A 16,340-nucleotide genomic window follows, 5' to 3' on the forward strand; every position below is an offset into this window, starting at 1 on the left:
CAGAAAATGAAGCTTTTTAGCGCTCGCCGTTAGCTCTGCGGGTTACGGGAGGCTTCAAGCATTTCTTCAAACTCTACGAGCTTTTTGCGCTCGCGGCCTTCGGCCTCACCCAAAGCTACTTCGCGGGCATCCAGCAACTGGAAGCCCTCCCAGTTGGTCACTTCGACGCCGCGGGATTCCAACAACTCCACCAAGTCGGTGTTGTCGGCAGCAGACAGCTTACCGGCCGCAATATCCTCCAACAGCATGCCGATGGTCTCGGCGGCATCGGATTTCGTGTTACCAATCAGGCCAACCGGGCCGCGCTTAATCCAGCCGGTGGTATACAGGCTTGGCACAATTTCGCCATTCGGTTCTGTGAGTACGTGGCCGCCGTCGTTGGGGATGACGTGCTTCTGATCATCAAACGGCACACCCTCGATGCCCACCGAACGGTAACCAACCGCGCGGTAGACAGCTTGTACCGGCCATTCGGTGAATTCGCCGGTGCCTTGCACATTTCCGTCACCAGTCAGTTCGGTGCGCTCGGTCTTCAGCGCTGCAACCTTGCCATCCTTGCCGATGATCTCGACCGGGTTTTCAAAGAAATGAATCTGCAGCGTGTGTGGTGCTTCCTTCGGGTCGCGCACCGCGTACTGTTCCAGAATTTGGCACACCTGATCTTGCGACTTCGATGCGCGACGTGCCGCCTCGCCGGATTCGTCGTAATCAATATCTTCCGGGTCGACGACGACGTTGATGGTGTCCGAGTGGTCGAGTTCTTTCAGTTCCTGCGGGGTGAACTTTGCTTCGGCAGGGCCGCGGCGCCCGAACACGCGCACGGTGTGGGCCTGGTTTTGCGCCAGTGATTCGTAGACATTGTCTGGAATTTCGGTGACCTTCAACTCGTCGCCCGTCTTCGCCAAAATGCGGGAGACATCCAGGCCCACATTGCCGACGCCGATGACCGCGACTTGCTCGGCGGAAAGGTCCCAGTTGCGCTCGAAGCGGGGGTTACCGTCGTAGAAGCCGACGAATTCGCCAGCACCCCACACACCTTCCAGGTCCGCGCCAGGGATGTTCAGGTCGCGGTCGTCGACGGCGCCGGTGGAGAAAATAACGGCGTCGTAATGATCCTTGAGTTCTTCGACGCTGATGGTGTGGCCAACCTCGACGTTGCCGATAAACCGGATCTTCTCGTTGCTGAGCACGCGGTGCAGCGATTTGATGATGCCTTTAATACGCGGGTGATCCGGAGCCACGCCGTAGCGGATCAAGCCGAAGGGGGTGGGCATGCGGTCGAGCAAGTCAATATCGACGTTGCCGCCGGTCTTTTTAATCAGGATATCGGAGGCGTAAATACCCGCTGGGCCTGCACCGACGACGGCGACCTTCAGTGGTTTATCGCCTTCGGTGTTGGGGTTGGTGGTCACTGCGTCGGTCTGGTTGGACGCTGCTGCATTAGAAGTAGCCATTCGTGTGTATAGCGCCTTTCTTGGTTGGTTTCTCGTGCGAGTGCGTTCTTCTGCGCGTGCGTGATCACGCGCTTATTCGGTTCGCGTTAAGCAAGCAAGATCTATTTGAACCTATTTGTCTCTATTTTGCTAGCTAGCGATTTAAATTCAAATGATGTGGGCCACATTACTCCAGGTCGCATGCAGCATTTTTACATGAGTCAAATAGACCGACCTGTTCACATGGAGTGAACGAATTGGTTCGACCGGGCTTGTGACTTTCCGGTTGAACAGCAAAATCTACAACTAGCCCCGACTAAAACACCTGCACATCGCCGAAACCGTTTAGTGAGGCATTTTATGACTACAAACGCATCCGCGCGCCCAAAGCGGAGACCCAAAGCAGAAGGGTAGCGGAATATTGATGGCACCAGCCCTCTGAACAAAGAAGAGGAGGTGAAGCAAGAACAAGAAGCCTTCGAGGTGAAGCAGCGTGTGATCGATACCTACTCCAAGTAGGGTTTTGATTCGATCTCTGCTGATGGCATCAGCAAGTGCTTCAAATAGCTCGGCATTTATACCCAGCGCAAGCAAAAACTGGGTGGCGAATACGCCGGTCAATTAGAAAACCACGAGCTGCTAAATAAATATTTCATGATGCGCGTTCGTTTCGACGGCAGCCAAGCCGCCCCGGAAAGCTTGCGCGTCGTCGGTGAGGTCTCCCGGGATTTCGCACGGTCTACCGCGGATTTCACTGACCGGCAGAATATCCAGCTGCACTCGATACGCATCGAGGATGTCCCAGAGATTTGGCGCAGGCTGGATACCGTTGGTCTGACCACGATGATGGGCTGCGGTGACGTGCCGCGCGTGATCTTGGGTTCGCCCACAGCTTGGGTGGCGGGCGACGAGTTAGAAGAGCGCATTGGCGATATTGATTCCAGCCTGACGATTTCCCTGAACGACTACCCGAATGCGAGTGCACGTCGGCGAGAACTACAGGCAGCAACGCGAGAAGGGCGAGTTTTTGCGCAGTGGACTGTCTGTGCGGATGAGGAGGCCCTGTCATGAGGTTTCGCTGGAAACCAAACCCGAGCCGGCGGTGTCCATTAACGAGGCGCTGCGAAACTCCCTGCACAGGTCGCTGAATTTTCTCAATGTTTCACGTGGAACATCGCACACAGAGCAGAATTATCGTGACCCGGAACAGTCCCCAGCAGGTGCTTCCACCACGACGGAGCCGCTTGCCGACGACATTGTGGCACACAACCGGCAGCTCGTCACCAACTACGCCGATGCGCTATACGACGCCAGCGCCGAAGACATTCTGGCTTGGGCGGACGAACACGTGCCCGGCGATATCGCGGTTACCATGTCCATGGAAAACACCGTGTTGGCAGAACTCGCCAGCCGCTATGTCCCACGCGCCGGGGCCGCCACCAATCAACTTGCCTGGGTGTAAATTCTAGGCAGGGTCAGCGGCAGAATCTGGGCCAGAATCTGGAGTAGTCATGCCGCTAGTTTAAAACACTTGGTCATGCAGATCATAGGCTCCACTAGGAACGTATTTTTCGATCGTGCTGCAATTCTGCTTCTCAGTTCCCGGGCCGAATTTTGGGACGTACTGCTCGGCATCCTGCTCAGCGATGGGGACGCTGGTTTTATGGTTTCCGTATACGTATCCGACGATGCCGTGATCCGATTCAGTTTTTGACACTTGGCATTTTACGGTAAACATTCCGTGGTCATTGTTAACTGGTGCAGTGGGGTTGCCGTTGTGCTCGGCGTCAGGGGAGTCAGGTGCTTCTTGGTGCTGTGTTGCCGTGGCCGGTGAAGTTGGGGAGGTGGTGACTGGAACGTGCGTTTGAGGCGTCGGAGGTTCGCTCTCGGCTGTGGAGCACGCCGATAACATAGAAAATGCTACCGCTGTCGGGATAAATGCTGCTTGTAACCTCATAGACCCAAGGTTACTGTGATTCCCGTTATAAGGACGCTAATTCGTCCAATTCCTCTCGTCGCCTGTGGTGAAAAAGTGTTGGCTTCGGTAAGTCCGAGAACTTCTTTGAGAACCTCGTGTTGGATTTCTTCAGCTTCTTCTCAGGCGGCGAAATAGACCGGAAATCGACAAACTTCGCCACCAACCGGCTCTCCCAGAATGTGAAATAGTTGACAAATCATCTTTTTTCTCCAGAGTGCAGTAGCTGGGCTTCATGCATATCGCATTTTCTCTCGATACGGCCTTGAACAGCAGTTATATCGCTGTGGGTGCGAATTTCCGGCCCGAAATTGCGGCATTGTTCTGCCTCTGCCGCAAGACTCATGAAGAAAAATCTCGCCAACGAAGATCCATTGAAGCGTAGTCTTGGCGTCGTTGTCCTCCCGGGTGCAACGCACTTGCGGGTACAACACATCTGAAGAACATTAGATAGCTCAACTATATGCAAGGAGGAAGTTATGCCTTCCGCACTATTCGTAGTTACCGCTGCAGATAAATGGACACTGGCCGACGGCAGCGCACGCCCTACCGGTTACTGGGCCGAAGAGCTGATTGCTCCACACCGCGTATTCAAAAACGCTGGATGGAACATTGACTTCGCGACGCCAAATGCCAAGGCTCCAGTAGTAGACCAGTACAGCCTCGATGTTCTGTCCGACAGCGAGCGCGCAGAATACGAGAATTACCTCGGAGAAATCGGCTCGGAGCTGAACAACCCGCTTAATCTGGCTGATATTAACGAGGCTGACTATGACCTCGTCTTTTACCCTGGTGGCCACGGCCCAATGGAAGACTTGGCTTATGACCAGGATTCCGCCAAACTGCTGCAGGACCGTATTGAATCCGGTCGTGCGCTTTCCCTGGTATGCCACGCTCCAGCTGCTTTGCTCGCCATGGATAATGACAACTGGCCGCTGAAGGGTTACACCATGACTGGCTTTACCAACGCCGAAGAAGGCGAGGAGACCATCGCAGCTGCCAAGTGGGTAGTTGAGACTCGCCTGCGTGAACTCGGTGCTGACTTTAAGCAGACCGATCCGATGCAGCCATACGTCGAAGTAGATCGCAACCTTTACACCGGCCAGAACCCAGCATCGTCTGAGCCTCTGGCACAGCGTATCCTGCGCGACTTTTAATATGAGCGCTTAAACTACCGGCGTTTCAACAGGGCTCTGACAAGCCCGCGCTAACCTGCTCCAAGGGCACCGTTTTGCCCCCCGGGGCAGGTTATTTGTCTTTCGCGAGCGCTTCTCCCACGCGTTTACCGGAATGGATGCAGCCGCCTAAGAAGGTGCCTTCCAGCGCATTCTTGCCGTGCATGCCGCCACCGCCGAAACCAGCTGCCTCCCCGCAAGCAAGCAAACCGGGGATGATGTTGCCGTCTGAGTCGAGGCAGCGCCCCGAAAGGTCTGTCTCCAGCCCGCCTAGGGTTTTGCGGGTTAATACCTGCAGCCGTACAGCAATGAGCGGCCCATGTTTCGCATCTGCGAGTTTGTGCGGTGCGGCAGCGCGCACGATCTTATCGCCCAGAAATTTCCGGGCTGTGCGCAGATAATTCACCTGGGCATCCTTGGAAAACGGGTTATCCAGCTGGGAATCCCGATCAGCGACGGTGCGTGCGACACGCTCGCGGTCCAACAGGCCGTCGTCGGCAAGCGCGGCCATTTTTGCGGTTAACTCATCGAGGTTATCGGCGATCACCCAATCCACGCCATGGTCTTTGAAAGCCTGCACGGCCGGGTGTGTTTTCGGCCCAAGCTTGCTGGCCAGTTGCCGGATTGTTTTCTGCGTTAAATCTGGGTTTTGTTCGGAACCAGAAAAGATGAATTCCTTATCCGCGATGGTGGAGTTCAACAAAAACCAGGAATAGCCGTGGCCTGTTTTACCAATATGGCTTAATGCAGCGAGGTTATCGGAGCCGGGAAACAGGTTCGTTGGCAAGCGCTTGCCGGTAGCATCCAGCCACAACGACGACGGCCCGGAAATAATGCGGATGCCATGGTGTGGCCAGATGCTGTCCCAATTGTGCATTCCCTCTGGGTAGTGCCACATTCTGTCCGTATTCACTAGGTTTGCGCCGGCGTGCTTGGCGACGTCGATGCCGCTGCCATCCACGTGTGCTGGAACGCCAGCTACTAGATCGTCGGGACACGGGCCCCAGCGATCGCTTGGCCAGCTGGCGCGTACTTTTGCTAGATTGCCTCCGATGCCGCCGGTGGCGATGACCACGGATGCTGCATTCAGTTGAAATTCGCGCACGGCTTTTCTGCTCGAGGCCTGGCCGCGGGGTAGCGCATCATCGGCTGCTAATTCGACCCCGCGTACACCGGTGACACGGCCGGACTCGTCTTGTAGCAGGCCTTCCACGCGGTGGCGGAAGCGCCAGCTGAGCTGTCCGGTTGCTTCTGCCCGTTCGAGTGGTTCGCGGAAAACCCGCACCACTTCTGGGCCGGTGCCCCAGGTGAGGTGGAATCGTGGAACGGAATTGCCGTGGCCACTGGCATCGCCGCTACCGCGCTCGGCCCAGCCGATCGTCGGCAAGACATTGAGCCCCAGCTTTTTTAAATATTCGCGCTTTTCGCCGGCCGCGAATTGCACGTATGCCTGGCCCCAGGCCTTCGGCCAGCGATCATGGGGAGCGTCGTCGTAATCCGCACTGTTTTCCCAATCGCGCCAGGCGAGCTCATAAGAATCGCTCACCCGCATCAATTTTTGCTCCGGGCTTCCCACGTAAAACAAACCACCCAGCGACCAGAAAGCTTGGCCGCCCAAGTTATTGCGGTTTTCTTGGTCGAGGATCACGACCTGTTTCCCGCCCTGTAATGCCTCGTAGGCTGCAACCATGCCCGCCAGACCAGAGCCGACGATGACTATAGGGACGGTGGATGAGTCTGTGGACGTCTCTGTGGGGCTGCTTTGCGACGAGGTCTCTGGTGTTATGTAAGTCATATTGCAAGTCTAAATTAATAGCTTGCTGAGTGTGGGAAAATCTGTTGAAACCTAAACGATCGTAAGACCTGCAAGGATTTGTACACTCTGGGATCCCTTGGCGAAAGGCAAAAAGACTGAAGTCGGCTAGGGATCCGTTGTGCACTTAACGAGGTTCGGTCTTCCTCGGTTTACTTTAATCGCTCCGGCTAATTTCATCCTCGTAAAAAGGTGACTTGCTACATTCCTCGTCTAGTTAATTACTTATGTTACGTTAAAAGAGGGTATTGGACTAAAACAATACCCACACTCGGGCCACTTTCCAGGGGCTGCCCCCCAAATTAGAAAGTCATTTCCATGAGAACCGTCAGCCCCGTACTAGAAGTTCAAGCAGTTGCCGTCAAGGCGACCCCAAAGCACAGCGCCCCTTTAGCGTTGCCACTAGATTTTGAGCTTACTCACGGGCAAAAAGCATTGTTATCAGGTCCTTCCGGATGTGGCAAGACTACATTCCTGAACGCAATCGTAGGCTTACACCCCCTACACGAAGGAAACGTAGTGCTACTTGGCGAGTGCAACATATCTAAGACCTCAGTATCGACCCGCCAAAAATTACTCCGAAGCGATATTTCCTACGTCGGCCAAGAACTAGTAGCTTTCCCAGGCCTTACGGTAAAAGAGTATTTAGAATTCAATTTACAAGTTTGCAAGAAAAAAGTGAGCTCAGGGTTGTATATCGGAATTCTCGAATCATTAGGTGTAGAACACACTGTAAACCAGATGCTGACCGAACTTTCAAAGGGGCAATTACAGAGAGTCATGATCACTGGTGGACTCATACGACAACCTAAATTACTGCTACTTGATGAGCCGAGCAGTGCATTAGATAGCGACTCGCGGGACAGTTTATTCAGTGTCGTTGACGATGCGGTGCACGAGGGAACGGGAGTTCTCATGGTGTCACACGACCCAGTCGTCGAAAGCTTCGTTGATTCTGTAATCACTATGGAAAAGGACGATGCAAACCATGAATAAGAATTTGCAAAAAATTGGGGCGTCGATCGTCGGCGAGGCCAAAATATATTTCTTTGTCCTCGCACTAGCCCTCGGAATCACCACCAGCTTTGTTCTTGTTTTAGGTTCAGTCTGGTCGCGATTGATTGACGAGTTTCCGGATGACCAATTCAAGTTTATTGGTGGCAATATGCTCTTTTGGGCGACATTTGTCGCCATCGCCATGAACATTCCGCTTGCAGTTCTCGGTTCTTTACTCCTTCGGGAACAATCCATAACGCTTATACGCTTTGGACTAGGTCGGCGTCACTTTATCCGCGTAATGCTTGGGCAAATGTGGAAGCCGTTCCTCGGCGCCTTACTCCTCGCAGTCGTGCTTTATTTACCATTTTCTGCACTCTTAGAATGGCTTCCTGATGATAATGGAACTTCATTAATCAGTGTCAGTGGATTTGGCGTTCCTACTTTTTTCGGCATAGTTCTCGCAGTAATCAGCCTCTTCATTCCACTAACTATCTCGGTATTGTTTTTGAGCACGAATTTAGTGACCAGGGTGAACAATAGCTTCAGAACCTTACGCTCCATCAAACGCTGGCTCTTGCGGGGGATTTTCGCTTTAGGTGGGACCGCATTAATTATATTCGGAATAGTCTATGAAAACGGACAACAAGGTGGCATTCTTTTTACGGTAGGGATACTGCTTGTTGGTTCTACTCTTGTTCCCCAGGTGGCTCCACATATTGCACTCAATCTTACGACACTCGTTGCAAGGTTTTCCTCGTACCGTCCCAGCCCCGTTTTGAGTAAATCTGTGACTTCTGAATACCGGTCACGTTTTTCAGGTATCTCGTTATTCCTGTTCCTCATTGCAAGCATCCCCGCGTTACTTTTCAGCGCATCAGGTATGCAAGCCCGAGCCATGGGAGAAGGGGGCATTGCACAGTGGGATTTCTGGGTGCTCATGGCCGTGCCTCTAGCCTTTACGCTACTAGCGATTATCTCCGCAAGTCTCATACTTAGCCAATTGCTCAACCGTAGCCTCCATAAATTCCTCAAGCTAGGGATTATGAGTCGTGAATACCATTTCGCATTACTTCTCACACTTGCTTCAATAGTTTTTTCTTCGCAGGCACTAGTGCTTGCTTGCGTGCTTTTCCTAGGGCTACTCATGATGTTCGTCTGGAATATCAGCTTGATTGAAATGTTGAGTGAGTTATATTGGCAACCACTAATATCTGTGTTTATTCTCGTTATGATTTTTGTGCCGCTCCTGTATCTGGGATTCTCTGGTGTAAAGGGCAAAGAGAATCAAACCACTTTGGCATCGAGGAAATAGCTTAAAAAGGAATCTCTCGCCTAAGTGAAGTGCCCCAGATTCCGACTACGGCGCCCCTGGGCAGTCTAAATTAATCGACGCTCCCGGGCAGCCGTGACGGCGGCGGTGCGCGATTCCGCACCTAGTTTCTGAAAAATATGAATCAGGTGGGTTTTCACCGTCGCCTCAGAAATAAAAAGCTTCTTTGCCAAGGCCTTATTGCTCGCACCGGTGGCGAGTTCCCGCAGAATTTCAATTTCACGCTGCGAAAGGCTCTGCTGCGGTTGCGAAGTCCGCTGCGCCAGAGCCGCCGCCACATCCGGCGACAACGTGCGCTTGCCTTCATGGGTGGCGATGATGGCGTCGAATAAACTTGTCTCAGGCGAATCCTTCAGCAGATAACCCAACGCGCCGGCCTCAAGAGCAGCGACGATATCGGCTTCGGTGTCGTACGTCGTCAAGATCAACACTGGTGGACCGCCTGCCTTCGCTAATTTGCTGGTCGCGGTGATGCCATCAACCCCTGGCATCTGGATATCGCACACCACCACATCCACATCAGTGATGCTGCCGTCGACAAGCCCATCCACCGCGCTACCATCGGCGGCCTCGTGGGTGACATGCACCCCGTCGAAGCTATTCAGGATTGCGCGCAGGCCAGCGCGGACAACGGGGTGGTCGTCGAGAAGCATAACGCGGATCATGGTGGCCTCCTGGAACTAGCTAGCTGGTGTGTGCTGCGAAGTCAGCGGGATGCGGGCCGCAACAACCGTGCCTTCACCCGGGGTCGATTCAATATTTACTGTGCCAGATAATGCAGCAATGCGTTGCTGAATCCCACCAAGCCCGTAGCCGTGGCTGGACTCTTGCTGGGGTGCCCGCGCCGGGTCAAAACCACGGCCGTCGTCAAAAATATCGACGGTTAACTCATCACCAAGCACCGCGACCGACACCACCGCATGATCAGCATGGGCATGCTTGGCGACGTTATTCAATGCCTCTTGCACGCATCGCACCACCGCGGTGACCACGGACTCGGGCAGCCGACGGTGCGTATCACCAGAGAAATTCGCCCGGAATTCGGTGGATTCGCCCAAGCCGCTACCACGGCGACGCATGCGCTGGAGAATCTCAGTGATGGCATCTGGCAGATCTGCTTGCGCAGATGGTGCGGTCAGATCCCGTACGAAACGACGGGCTTCTGCCAGGTTGTCGCGGGCGGTGTCCTCGATGGTAGAAAGCACATCCGTTGCTGCATTTTTGGACTCAGGTGATGCTGCCTTGCCGGTGCTAGCGCTAGCCCGTCCAGCACGCGCCAACAACACGATGGAACTCAACCCCTGCGCGAGTGTGTCGTGAATATCGCGGGCCAGGCGCTCGCGCTCTTCCAAACGCCCCGCCTGGTGCTCGGTGGCTGCTAGTTCCTGCTGGGTTGCGGCTAATTCTTCCGCGATACGCCGCTGGGTCAGTGCCTCACGGTGCAACGCGCGATAACTCACATAAATTGCTACGGCAAAAACCGTGCCGATGCCCGGGCCAATCGCCACCGCAATATGCCAATGCTGTGGGTGCAACCACGCAACCACGACCACCCCAGCAGCCCACAACACCGCAGCGGCCAGCAAGTTCGCCGAACGGGGCAATACGGCAAGCGTGACAAAAACCAGCGGGAACAACACCCAAAGAAAATCATTCGCCAACACGAGTGCACTCAGCCACAGCACAACAACGGCGGCCCACCACCAGCGCGCGCTCCGTTGCTGATTCACAGGTGGGGTGGAAAAACTGTCCACACCGCGCCGGGCTCGGTATTCCACAACGATGCCGCCCGCATAAACCAGCCCTAGCGCGGCCGCGACCAGCAAAACGACCGGAAGCTGGGCGTGCGCTGTGTCGTCGGCAAGCCAGACCCGCACTGCCCCAAGAATGAGTAGCGCGCAAAACATCACGTGTAAACCCACCCGCAGGTTGCGTAATACCGTGGACAGGCCGGGGCCTGCTGGGCTTGCAGCGCCTGCTGGGCTTGCAGCGCCTGCTGGGCTCGCAGGGCTGGTTGTGTTTGCGGGGCTAGATGCGGCAGAAGCGGCGAGATTTCTCGGCGTAGTCACCCCGCCTAGGTTAGTGCGGAAAGCTGAGTGGCCGCGATCAACCATCTGGTTGATAGCAGAATCAACTAGCACCCCGATGTCGCACTGAACTGCAAAAACAACAATAGGAATTATGTTTTTGGCACTCAGAGATATCGTCTCCGCCCGTGGACGTTTCAGCTTGATTAGCTTCGTCGTCGGGCTGATAACCGTACTGTTGGTGATGCTCACTGGCCTGACCGGTGGGTTGGCTAAGCACAACACCTCTGCTTTGGAGGCCCTGGCCCCTGAGCGATATGTGTTCACTAGTGACGAGCCGTCTTTTCAGGAATCACAAGTCACCACCTCTGATGTGCAGGAATGGCAGGAGCTTGTCGACGCCGACAGCCAGGTTATCCCGCTTGGTACCGCGCAAACTCGGTTGGAAGCTGGTTCTGCGATGGGGGTCGCCGTGCTGGGCCTGCCTGCGGGGACTAAGGTTCCGGCGCCTGTGGTATCCGGTGCGGGTGCCGCAGGATCAGAAATAGCTGGTGCCACAGCCGCAGGTGCGGCACGAGAAGCAGAAGCAGGAGCAGATTCGGCCGCGTCGCTGGAGACACAGGAGCCGCAGGAGGCGGTGCTGGACGAAGATGGCATCGTCGTCAGCCAAGAAATCGTTGCCGAGGCCGGTGTGCAACCAGGTGAAACGGTAGAAATCGGTGGCGTCGAACAGCCCGTGAGTGCCGTGGTAGAAGACGAGCACTATTCGCACCAGCCCGTCGTCTGGGCAAGCACGCAGGTGTGGCAGCAGATTTCGCGCGCGCATGACGACGTCGTCGGTACTGTCCTGGCGGTGGATACCCGGGACCGGCACGCAGGTGCCTTGCGCGATGAGGAATGGCAGGATGCCGAAAACCAGACCGCGGATAGTGTTGCAACTGTCGAGGATTCTTTTTCTGGCTTGGCTGCCTACCAGTCGGAGCAGGCATCGCTCCAGTTGATTCAGGTGTTGTTGTATGCCATTAGTGCTTTGGTGACCGTGGCGTTTTTGAGCGTGTGGACAATCCAGCGCAGCCGTGATCTTTCTGTGCTCCGCGCACTTGGTGCCAGCCCGGGGTATGTGTGGAAGGATGCGCTGGGGCAAGCCGCTGTGGTGGTTGGCATCGGCGTTGTGCTCGGCGCCGGCGTCGGCTGGGCAGCAGGCGTGTGGGCTGGCAACTCTGTCCCGTTTGATTTGCGGTGGACCACCATCGTGGTGCCCGCCGCGGGCATCTGGGTGCTCGGTATGTGTGGCGCATTGGTAGCAACCCGACGAGTGAAAAAGATTGATCCGGCATCGGCATTGGAGGGAAAATCCTAATGAATATTGAAAATAAAAACACGCAAGTTAAAAATCCAGCGGTCGCTTGCCACAACGTTACCGTTGATTTCCCCGACGGCACCGGCACCGTGCGCGCTTTGGATCAGGTGTCCTTGCAGGTTCTTCCGGGGACGGTGACCGCCATCGTGGGCGAATCAGGATCCGGCAAATCCACTTTGCTTTCAGCTATGGCGGGGTTGTTGCAGCCCACGGAAGGTGAAGTGCGTATCGCCGGTGAACTGATGAGCGTCGGCTCGGAGGAAAAGCGCAGCGAATTACGGCGCCAGCACATCGGGATGATTTTCCAGCAGCCGAACTTGTTGGAATCGTTGTCTGTTGCCGAGCAGTTGTTGATCACCGACCATTTGCGTGGACACACCCCGCGCCGGGAGCGGGCAGAAGAGCTGTTGGCCAAGGTGGGTTTGGAGGGGCTGGGCAGCCGCAGCGTCGGCAAGCTATCCGGTGGTCAACGCCAGCGGGTGAATATTGCACGCGCAGTGATGAATGATCCGGATGTTTTGCTTGCAGACGAACCAACCTCCGCGCTGGATCAGGAATTGTCGCAAGAGATCATGCAACTATTGCAGCAGTTATCACGTGATTTGGGGATCGCGACGTGTGTTGTCACCCATGACCGGGGGATGTTGAAATACGTGGACGAAGTGGTGGAAGTCATCGACGGCAAAATCAAGTAAAAATTTTGCATAGTGGTATTACTACTAGCCGCATGAGGTTTAGAATACCGACTTGTGATTTTCCATTCAGGCGCACACCGTCGGCGGGGTTTTAGCCCCGCGCAGCTGGTCTCCGTGAGCTTCCTGCTGCTCATTCTCGCGGGCACAGTCCTTTTGTTGCTGCCCGTCTCCCGCAGCGGGGTGGACAACCCTGAGTTCACCACTGCACTATTCACCGCTACGTCCGCGGTGTGCCTCACCGGCTTAACAGTCGTGGATACAGCGACGTATTGGTCTCATTTCGGACAGATAATCATCTTGGTACTTGTCCAAATCGGTGGTCTTGGCATCATGACCTTGGCCACGGTCGTGAGTTTTGTGCTGGCCGGGCAGATGGGCGTCAAGGGGCGGCTTCGTGCCGTTGCAGAACAACGCGGAAGAAACCTAGGTGAGGTGCGCACCGTCATCCTCGGCACAATTGGTTTTTCCTTAGCCGTGGAATTGGTGATCACCGTAGTACTCGCCATCCGTTTTGCCACGAAATACGGATATGCCTTACTGCCCGCAGTATGGCAGGGGGGCTTTCATGCCATTTCTGCATTCAATAACGCAGGATTTGGGCTCCAGTCCAACAACTTGATTCCCTATGTCAACGATTCTGGAATTATCTTGCCGGTCGCCGCGGGCGTGATCGTCGGTGGTTTGGGGTTTCCTGTACTGCTAGAAATCAAGGAGCGGCGTTGTTCGAAAGTTCAACGTCCGCGGTCGTTGACTTTGTTGTTTACCCTGGTTGGCACCGCGATTTTGCTGGTTGTCGGCACCATCGGGTTTGGCATCATGGAATGGACGAACAGCTTGCGCGAGCTGAGCCCGTGGTCGGCGGTGCAAGCGGCATTTTTTCATTCTGTATCCACCCGCACTGCCGGATTCAACTCGGTTGACCTATCGAACCTGCGGCCTTCTTCGCTGATGTTAACGGATTTTTTGATGTTCATCGGTGGTGGATCCGGAGGCACCGCAGGCGGAGTGAAAGTAACCACCGCCGCCGTACTAGTGGCAGTGTTGATCGCCGAAGTGCGCGGTGACGACGAGCTACTGGTTGCTGGTCGGCGCATACCCGGGCGTATCGTGCGTCAGTCGATGGCAGTATTCATGATGGCTTTCATTCTGATTGCCGGCTCCATCATGGGGCTACAAATGCTGCTACCGCAGTTCAACTCCCACCAGATCACCTTTGAAACCATCTCTGCATTCGCTACCGTTGGTCTGACCACCGGTATTACTCCGGAGCTGCCGGAATTCGCGCGTGTATGGCTGGTAGTGCTGATGTATGCCGGGCGTATCGGCCCCATCACGGTTGTCGCTGCCCTAGCTGCCCGCACCAACCAACGCCGCTATTCACTCCCCGTAGAAAGGCCTTTCATTGGCTAAGCTGTTCTTCCACCAAACCAAACAACCCGTCGTCATCATTGGCCTTGGCCGATTTGGCATGGCGCTGGGTGAAGAACTAGTCCAATCCGGCGTAGAAGTACTGGGCATCGATATAGACGAGGCGGTAGTAACCAAAGCCGCTTCGCTACTCACACACGCCGTCATCGCCGAAACCACCGACCAAGAAGCACTACGCCAACTCGGTGTACACGATGCACACCGAGTGGTGATCGGCATCGGATCCGATATGGGGGCGTCGCTACTAACGGCATCTGCTGTGATGGACCTGGGCGTGCCTAATGTTTGGGCGAAAGCAGACAACCAGCAACAGGCCAAGATTCTGACACAAATTGGTGTGCACCACGTTGTGCGGCCAGAGCGGGATACTGGCCGACGCGTGGCACACTTGATCGCTGGGCACGTGCAGGAATATATCGAGTTCGATTCCGATTTCGCCATGGCTAAGCTAGCCCCACCGCTGTGGATGCATGGGCGGAAAGTAGAACAGACCCCGCAGGGGATCGCCATTGTTGCAGTACGCTCGGCAGATGCGCACTTTTCTACTCCACCTGCTGGTTACGTGCTCCGCTCCGGTGACCTAGTGATTGCTGCCGGGCGGATCAATGACCTTGACAAGTTCGCGGATTCTTAACGCCGAATCTGCGCATACCAATTATTCTTTATTTGCCGTTTCTCTCGCGGTGTGTGCATCCGGGCCAACAGCACGGGCGACGTTTGCCTTCGTGGAGTTCTTCGCAGGTGCGTCGGATGCGGCGGGCGCGGGTTTCTTCCTTTTTCGCATCTGATACCCAGCAGATGAATTCATTGCGAGCTAGTAGGGTGAGTCCGTTCCACAGTTCTGCGAGATTTTCGCGGTCTAGGGCCTGTTGCAGGTCGTCGGGAAGCGTGTGAACGGCACCGTCGTAAAGCACAGCCTGTGTTGTCATGACAACCAATTTAGTGGAAGTGGTTCGGCAGGGGGTATGCAGTGATCGTTAGCGTAATCCCTGGCATTGCATTCTTGGCTATCTGAAGTGCTCAGATTTTGCCACCTAGTCGGACGGAATAGAACGTGGGATACTTCATTCTCTATCGAAAAGGGGGTCGCTGAAAAGAAGTTGGACGGCACCGTGATTGTCCATGATCAGAACGGAAAAGTTGCTGCTACCCTCCAGAAATCTTTCCTTTTTTGGGAGCAGGGCTAGCCGTAGCGGGAGCTGTGATAGGTGCCGGTGCTGCTAGTGTCGGAGGAGGTTACACTTGCGGTAAAGCTGCGATAGGCCGTTAACTACCCAGGCAAATAGAAATAGTCTAGAGAGATGATCCTTTTGAAGAATTCCCCACAACGAACTGTAGGGTTTTGGTTTTCCGTTATCGGCTGGCTTATTTTAACCTTCGGCGTAGGCTATGTAATCGCTAGCGGAAATACTGTTGCTACAGTCTTTCTGTCAGCCTCATGGGGACTTTTGACTGTTTCAATGGTTGCCCGGTTTTCTAAATAAAAAGGGAATCCTTTTAGTGCACAGATGGGGATGCGGACGCAATCTTGGAGTATTTCGTCCGCATCCCCGATTTGGATCATAACGGAGGTTTTGGGTCTGGTGCCGATGCGAAAAATCTGAGTCAGTCTTCAGCAGTTCGTTGGTATCTCGCAGCTTGTGGTTTTCCTGCCGCCATGGGGCCAGCTCTGCGATGAGCATGGGTTTTTCGTGGGTAGTAGTTCCTTGTGCCCGGGCTCGTTGTAGTCGCTGGCGTGCCGTGCGCCAGGAGGTACTAACCTTTGGTGCAACGATTTACATTCGATCTCTATTAACAAGACCTTTCGGCAGGATGCGATCCTCAATTAAACGAATGACGTGGCCCTTCGCATCCCGATTATTTTTTGGGCATAGTCCAGATTTTGCCCCCCTACTCAGACGGAACAAAACCGGGGCACTTTAAACCGCCGGAAATATTCATTTGACAAGGGGATTCAGTTCAAATGGCCTGAGCTATTTGTTTGAACGTCTTCATAAAGCGGAAACCTGTGAAAAGATCGGTTTGGTGATAAGCGGCAACCAGATCCCCTCTAACTCGAGCCAACTGAATAAAATCGGGATAAGCTTTACTAGTGTTGGATCGAG

14 protein-coding genes and 1 pseudogene are annotated in these 16,340 nt (G+C 54.7%); 9 read left to right on the top strand and 6 right to left on the bottom strand.

Going from position 1 to position 16,340, the window contains the following annotated elements; all coding sequences use genetic code 11:
• Positions 1-29 precede the first annotated feature (29 nt).
• The gene (locus tag HMPREF1292_RS03170) at positions 30-1,454 is read right to left on the bottom strand and encodes an FAD-dependent oxidoreductase (protein ID WP_023018721.1); all 1,425 of its coding nucleotides are present in this window, start codon (positions 1,452-1,454) and stop codon (positions 30-32) included.
• A gap of 399 nt (positions 1,455-1,853) precedes the next feature.
• Between HMPREF1292_RS03170 and HMPREF1292_RS10660 the strand changes: the two are divergent.
• Both HMPREF1292_RS10660 and HMPREF1292_RS03185 read left to right on the top strand, forming a co-directional pair.
• Positions 1,854-2,375 (top strand): annotated as a pseudogene (locus HMPREF1292_RS10660) (nitrite/sulfite reductase); the annotation flags it as partial.
• A 109-nt stretch (positions 2,376-2,484) separates the two neighbouring features.
• The gene (locus HMPREF1292_RS03185) at positions 2,485-2,895 is read left to right on the top strand and encodes a hypothetical protein (protein WP_023018723.1); all 411 of its coding nucleotides are present in this window, start codon (positions 2,485-2,487) and stop codon (positions 2,893-2,895) included.
• A 60-nt stretch (positions 2,896-2,955) separates the two neighbouring features.
• On the opposite strand, the gene HMPREF1292_RS11005 is transcribed toward HMPREF1292_RS03185, so the two are convergent.
• Complete coding sequence (locus HMPREF1292_RS11005; protein ID WP_156912278.1) at positions 2,956-3,150, bottom strand: hypothetical protein; 195 nt, start codon at positions 3,148-3,150, stop codon at positions 2,956-2,958.
• Positions 3,151-3,887: 737 nt separating this feature from the next.
• Here HMPREF1292_RS11005 and HMPREF1292_RS03195 point away from each other — a divergent pair.
• The gene (locus HMPREF1292_RS03195; protein ID WP_023018726.1) at positions 3,888-4,565 is read left to right on the top strand and encodes a type 1 glutamine amidotransferase domain-containing protein; all 678 of its coding nucleotides are present in this window, start codon (positions 3,888-3,890) and stop codon (positions 4,563-4,565) included.
• Between the two features lie 91 nt (positions 4,566-4,656).
• On the opposite strand, the gene HMPREF1292_RS03200 is transcribed toward HMPREF1292_RS03195, so the two are convergent.
• Positions 4,657-6,273 (bottom strand): FAD-binding dehydrogenase, encoded by a 1,617-nt coding sequence (locus HMPREF1292_RS03200; protein ID WP_051137355.1) that lies wholly within the window; start codon positions 6,271-6,273, stop codon positions 4,657-4,659.
• A gap of 441 nt (positions 6,274-6,714) precedes the next feature.
• Between HMPREF1292_RS03200 and HMPREF1292_RS03205 the strand changes: the two genes are divergently transcribed.
• Both HMPREF1292_RS03205 and HMPREF1292_RS03210 read left to right on the top strand, forming a co-directional pair.
• Positions 6,715-7,392, top strand: coding sequence for an ATP-binding cassette domain-containing protein (locus HMPREF1292_RS03205; RefSeq protein WP_023018728.1), 678 nt, complete (start codon positions 6,715-6,717; stop codon positions 7,390-7,392).
• Positions 7,385-8,707 carry a hypothetical protein gene (locus HMPREF1292_RS03210; protein WP_023018729.1) on the top strand — a complete coding sequence of 441 codons (1,323 nt, stop codon included), beginning with the start codon at positions 7,385-7,387 and terminating at the stop codon, positions 8,705-8,707. The genes HMPREF1292_RS03205 and HMPREF1292_RS03210 overlap by 8 nt, the downstream gene beginning before the upstream one ends.
• Before the next feature lie 65 nt (positions 8,708-8,772).
• Here HMPREF1292_RS03210 and HMPREF1292_RS03215 read toward each other — a convergent pair whose 3' ends face one another.
• Positions 8,773-9,390, bottom strand: coding sequence for a response regulator transcription factor (locus tag HMPREF1292_RS03215; protein ID WP_023018730.1), 618 nt, complete (start codon positions 9,388-9,390; stop codon positions 8,773-8,775).
• Positions 9,391-9,405: 15 nt separating this feature from the next.
• Positions 9,406-10,794, bottom strand: a complete 1,389-nt coding sequence (locus HMPREF1292_RS03220) for a sensor histidine kinase (RefSeq protein ID WP_232218003.1) — start codon at positions 10,792-10,794, stop codon at positions 9,406-9,408.
• 112 nt (positions 10,795-10,906) lie between these two features.
• On the opposite strand from HMPREF1292_RS03220, the gene HMPREF1292_RS03225 reads away from it, so the two are divergent.
• From HMPREF1292_RS03225 to HMPREF1292_RS03240, 4 genes are read left to right on the top strand one after another with little or no spacing between them, the layout of a single operon-like run.
• Positions 10,907-12,112 carry an ABC transporter permease gene (locus HMPREF1292_RS03225; RefSeq protein ID WP_023018732.1) on the top strand — a complete coding sequence of 402 codons (1,206 nt, stop codon included), beginning with the start codon at positions 10,907-10,909 and terminating at the stop codon, positions 12,110-12,112.
• Positions 12,112-12,807, top strand: a complete 696-nt coding sequence (locus HMPREF1292_RS03230) for an ABC transporter ATP-binding protein (RefSeq protein ID WP_023018733.1) — start codon at positions 12,112-12,114, stop codon at positions 12,805-12,807. The genes HMPREF1292_RS03225 and HMPREF1292_RS03230 overlap by 1 nt, the downstream gene beginning before the upstream one ends.
• Before the next feature lie 54 nt (positions 12,808-12,861).
• Positions 12,862-14,217, top strand: coding sequence for a TrkH family potassium uptake protein (locus tag HMPREF1292_RS03235; protein ID WP_023018734.1), 1,356 nt, complete (start codon positions 12,862-12,864; stop codon positions 14,215-14,217).
• Entirely contained in the window at positions 14,210-14,869 is a 660-nt protein-coding gene (locus HMPREF1292_RS03240) for a TrkA family potassium uptake protein (RefSeq protein WP_023018735.1), read from the top strand. Before HMPREF1292_RS03235 ends, HMPREF1292_RS03240 begins: the two co-directional genes overlap by 8 nt.
• 28 nt (positions 14,870-14,897) lie before the next feature.
• Here HMPREF1292_RS03240 and HMPREF1292_RS03245 read toward each other — a convergent pair whose 3' ends face one another.
• Positions 14,898-15,164 carry a YdeI/OmpD-associated family protein gene (locus HMPREF1292_RS03245; RefSeq protein ID WP_021353292.1) on the bottom strand — a complete coding sequence of 89 codons (267 nt, stop codon included), beginning with the start codon at positions 15,162-15,164 and terminating at the stop codon, positions 14,898-14,900.
• Between the last annotated feature and the right edge of the window lie 1,176 nt (positions 15,165-16,340).

Origin of the sequence: Corynebacterium sp. KPL1995 (assembly GCF_000477935.1) — a bacterium.
Taxonomy (GTDB): domain Bacteria; phylum Actinomycetota; class Actinomycetes; order Mycobacteriales; family Mycobacteriaceae; genus Corynebacterium; species Corynebacterium pseudodiphtheriticum.

Excerpts from the sequence above, each read along its gene's own strand:
- HMPREF1292_RS03245 (WP_021353292.1), bottom strand. The coding sequence starts at position 15,164 with ATGACAACACAGGCTGTGCTTTACGACGGTGCCGTTCACACGCTTCCC.
- HMPREF1292_RS03230 (WP_023018733.1), top strand. The coding sequence starts at position 12,112 with ATGAATATTGAAAATAAAAACACGCAAGTTAAAAATCCAGCGGTCGCT.
- HMPREF1292_RS03170 (WP_023018721.1), bottom strand. The coding sequence starts at position 1,454 with ATGGCTACTTCTAATGCAGCAGCGTCCAACCAGACCGACGCAGTGACC.
- HMPREF1292_RS03215 (WP_023018730.1), bottom strand. The coding sequence starts at position 9,390 with ATGATCCGCGTTATGCTTCTCGACGACCACCCCGTTGTCCGCGCTGGC.
- HMPREF1292_RS03210 (WP_023018729.1), top strand. The coding sequence starts at position 7,385 with ATGAATAAGAATTTGCAAAAAATTGGGGCGTCGATCGTCGGCGAGGCC.
- HMPREF1292_RS03195 (WP_023018726.1), top strand. The coding sequence starts at position 3,888 with ATGCCTTCCGCACTATTCGTAGTTACCGCTGCAGATAAATGGACACTG.
- HMPREF1292_RS03205 (WP_023018728.1), top strand. The coding sequence starts at position 6,715 with ATGAGAACCGTCAGCCCCGTACTAGAAGTTCAAGCAGTTGCCGTCAAG.
- HMPREF1292_RS03185 (WP_023018723.1), top strand. The coding sequence starts at position 2,485 with ATGAGGAGGCCCTGTCATGAGGTTTCGCTGGAAACCAAACCCGAGCCG.
- HMPREF1292_RS03200 (WP_051137355.1), bottom strand. The coding sequence starts at position 6,273 with ATGGTTGCAGCCTACGAGGCATTACAGGGCGGGAAACAGGTCGTGATC.
- HMPREF1292_RS03225 (WP_023018732.1), top strand. The coding sequence starts at position 10,907 with ATGTTTTTGGCACTCAGAGATATCGTCTCCGCCCGTGGACGTTTCAGC.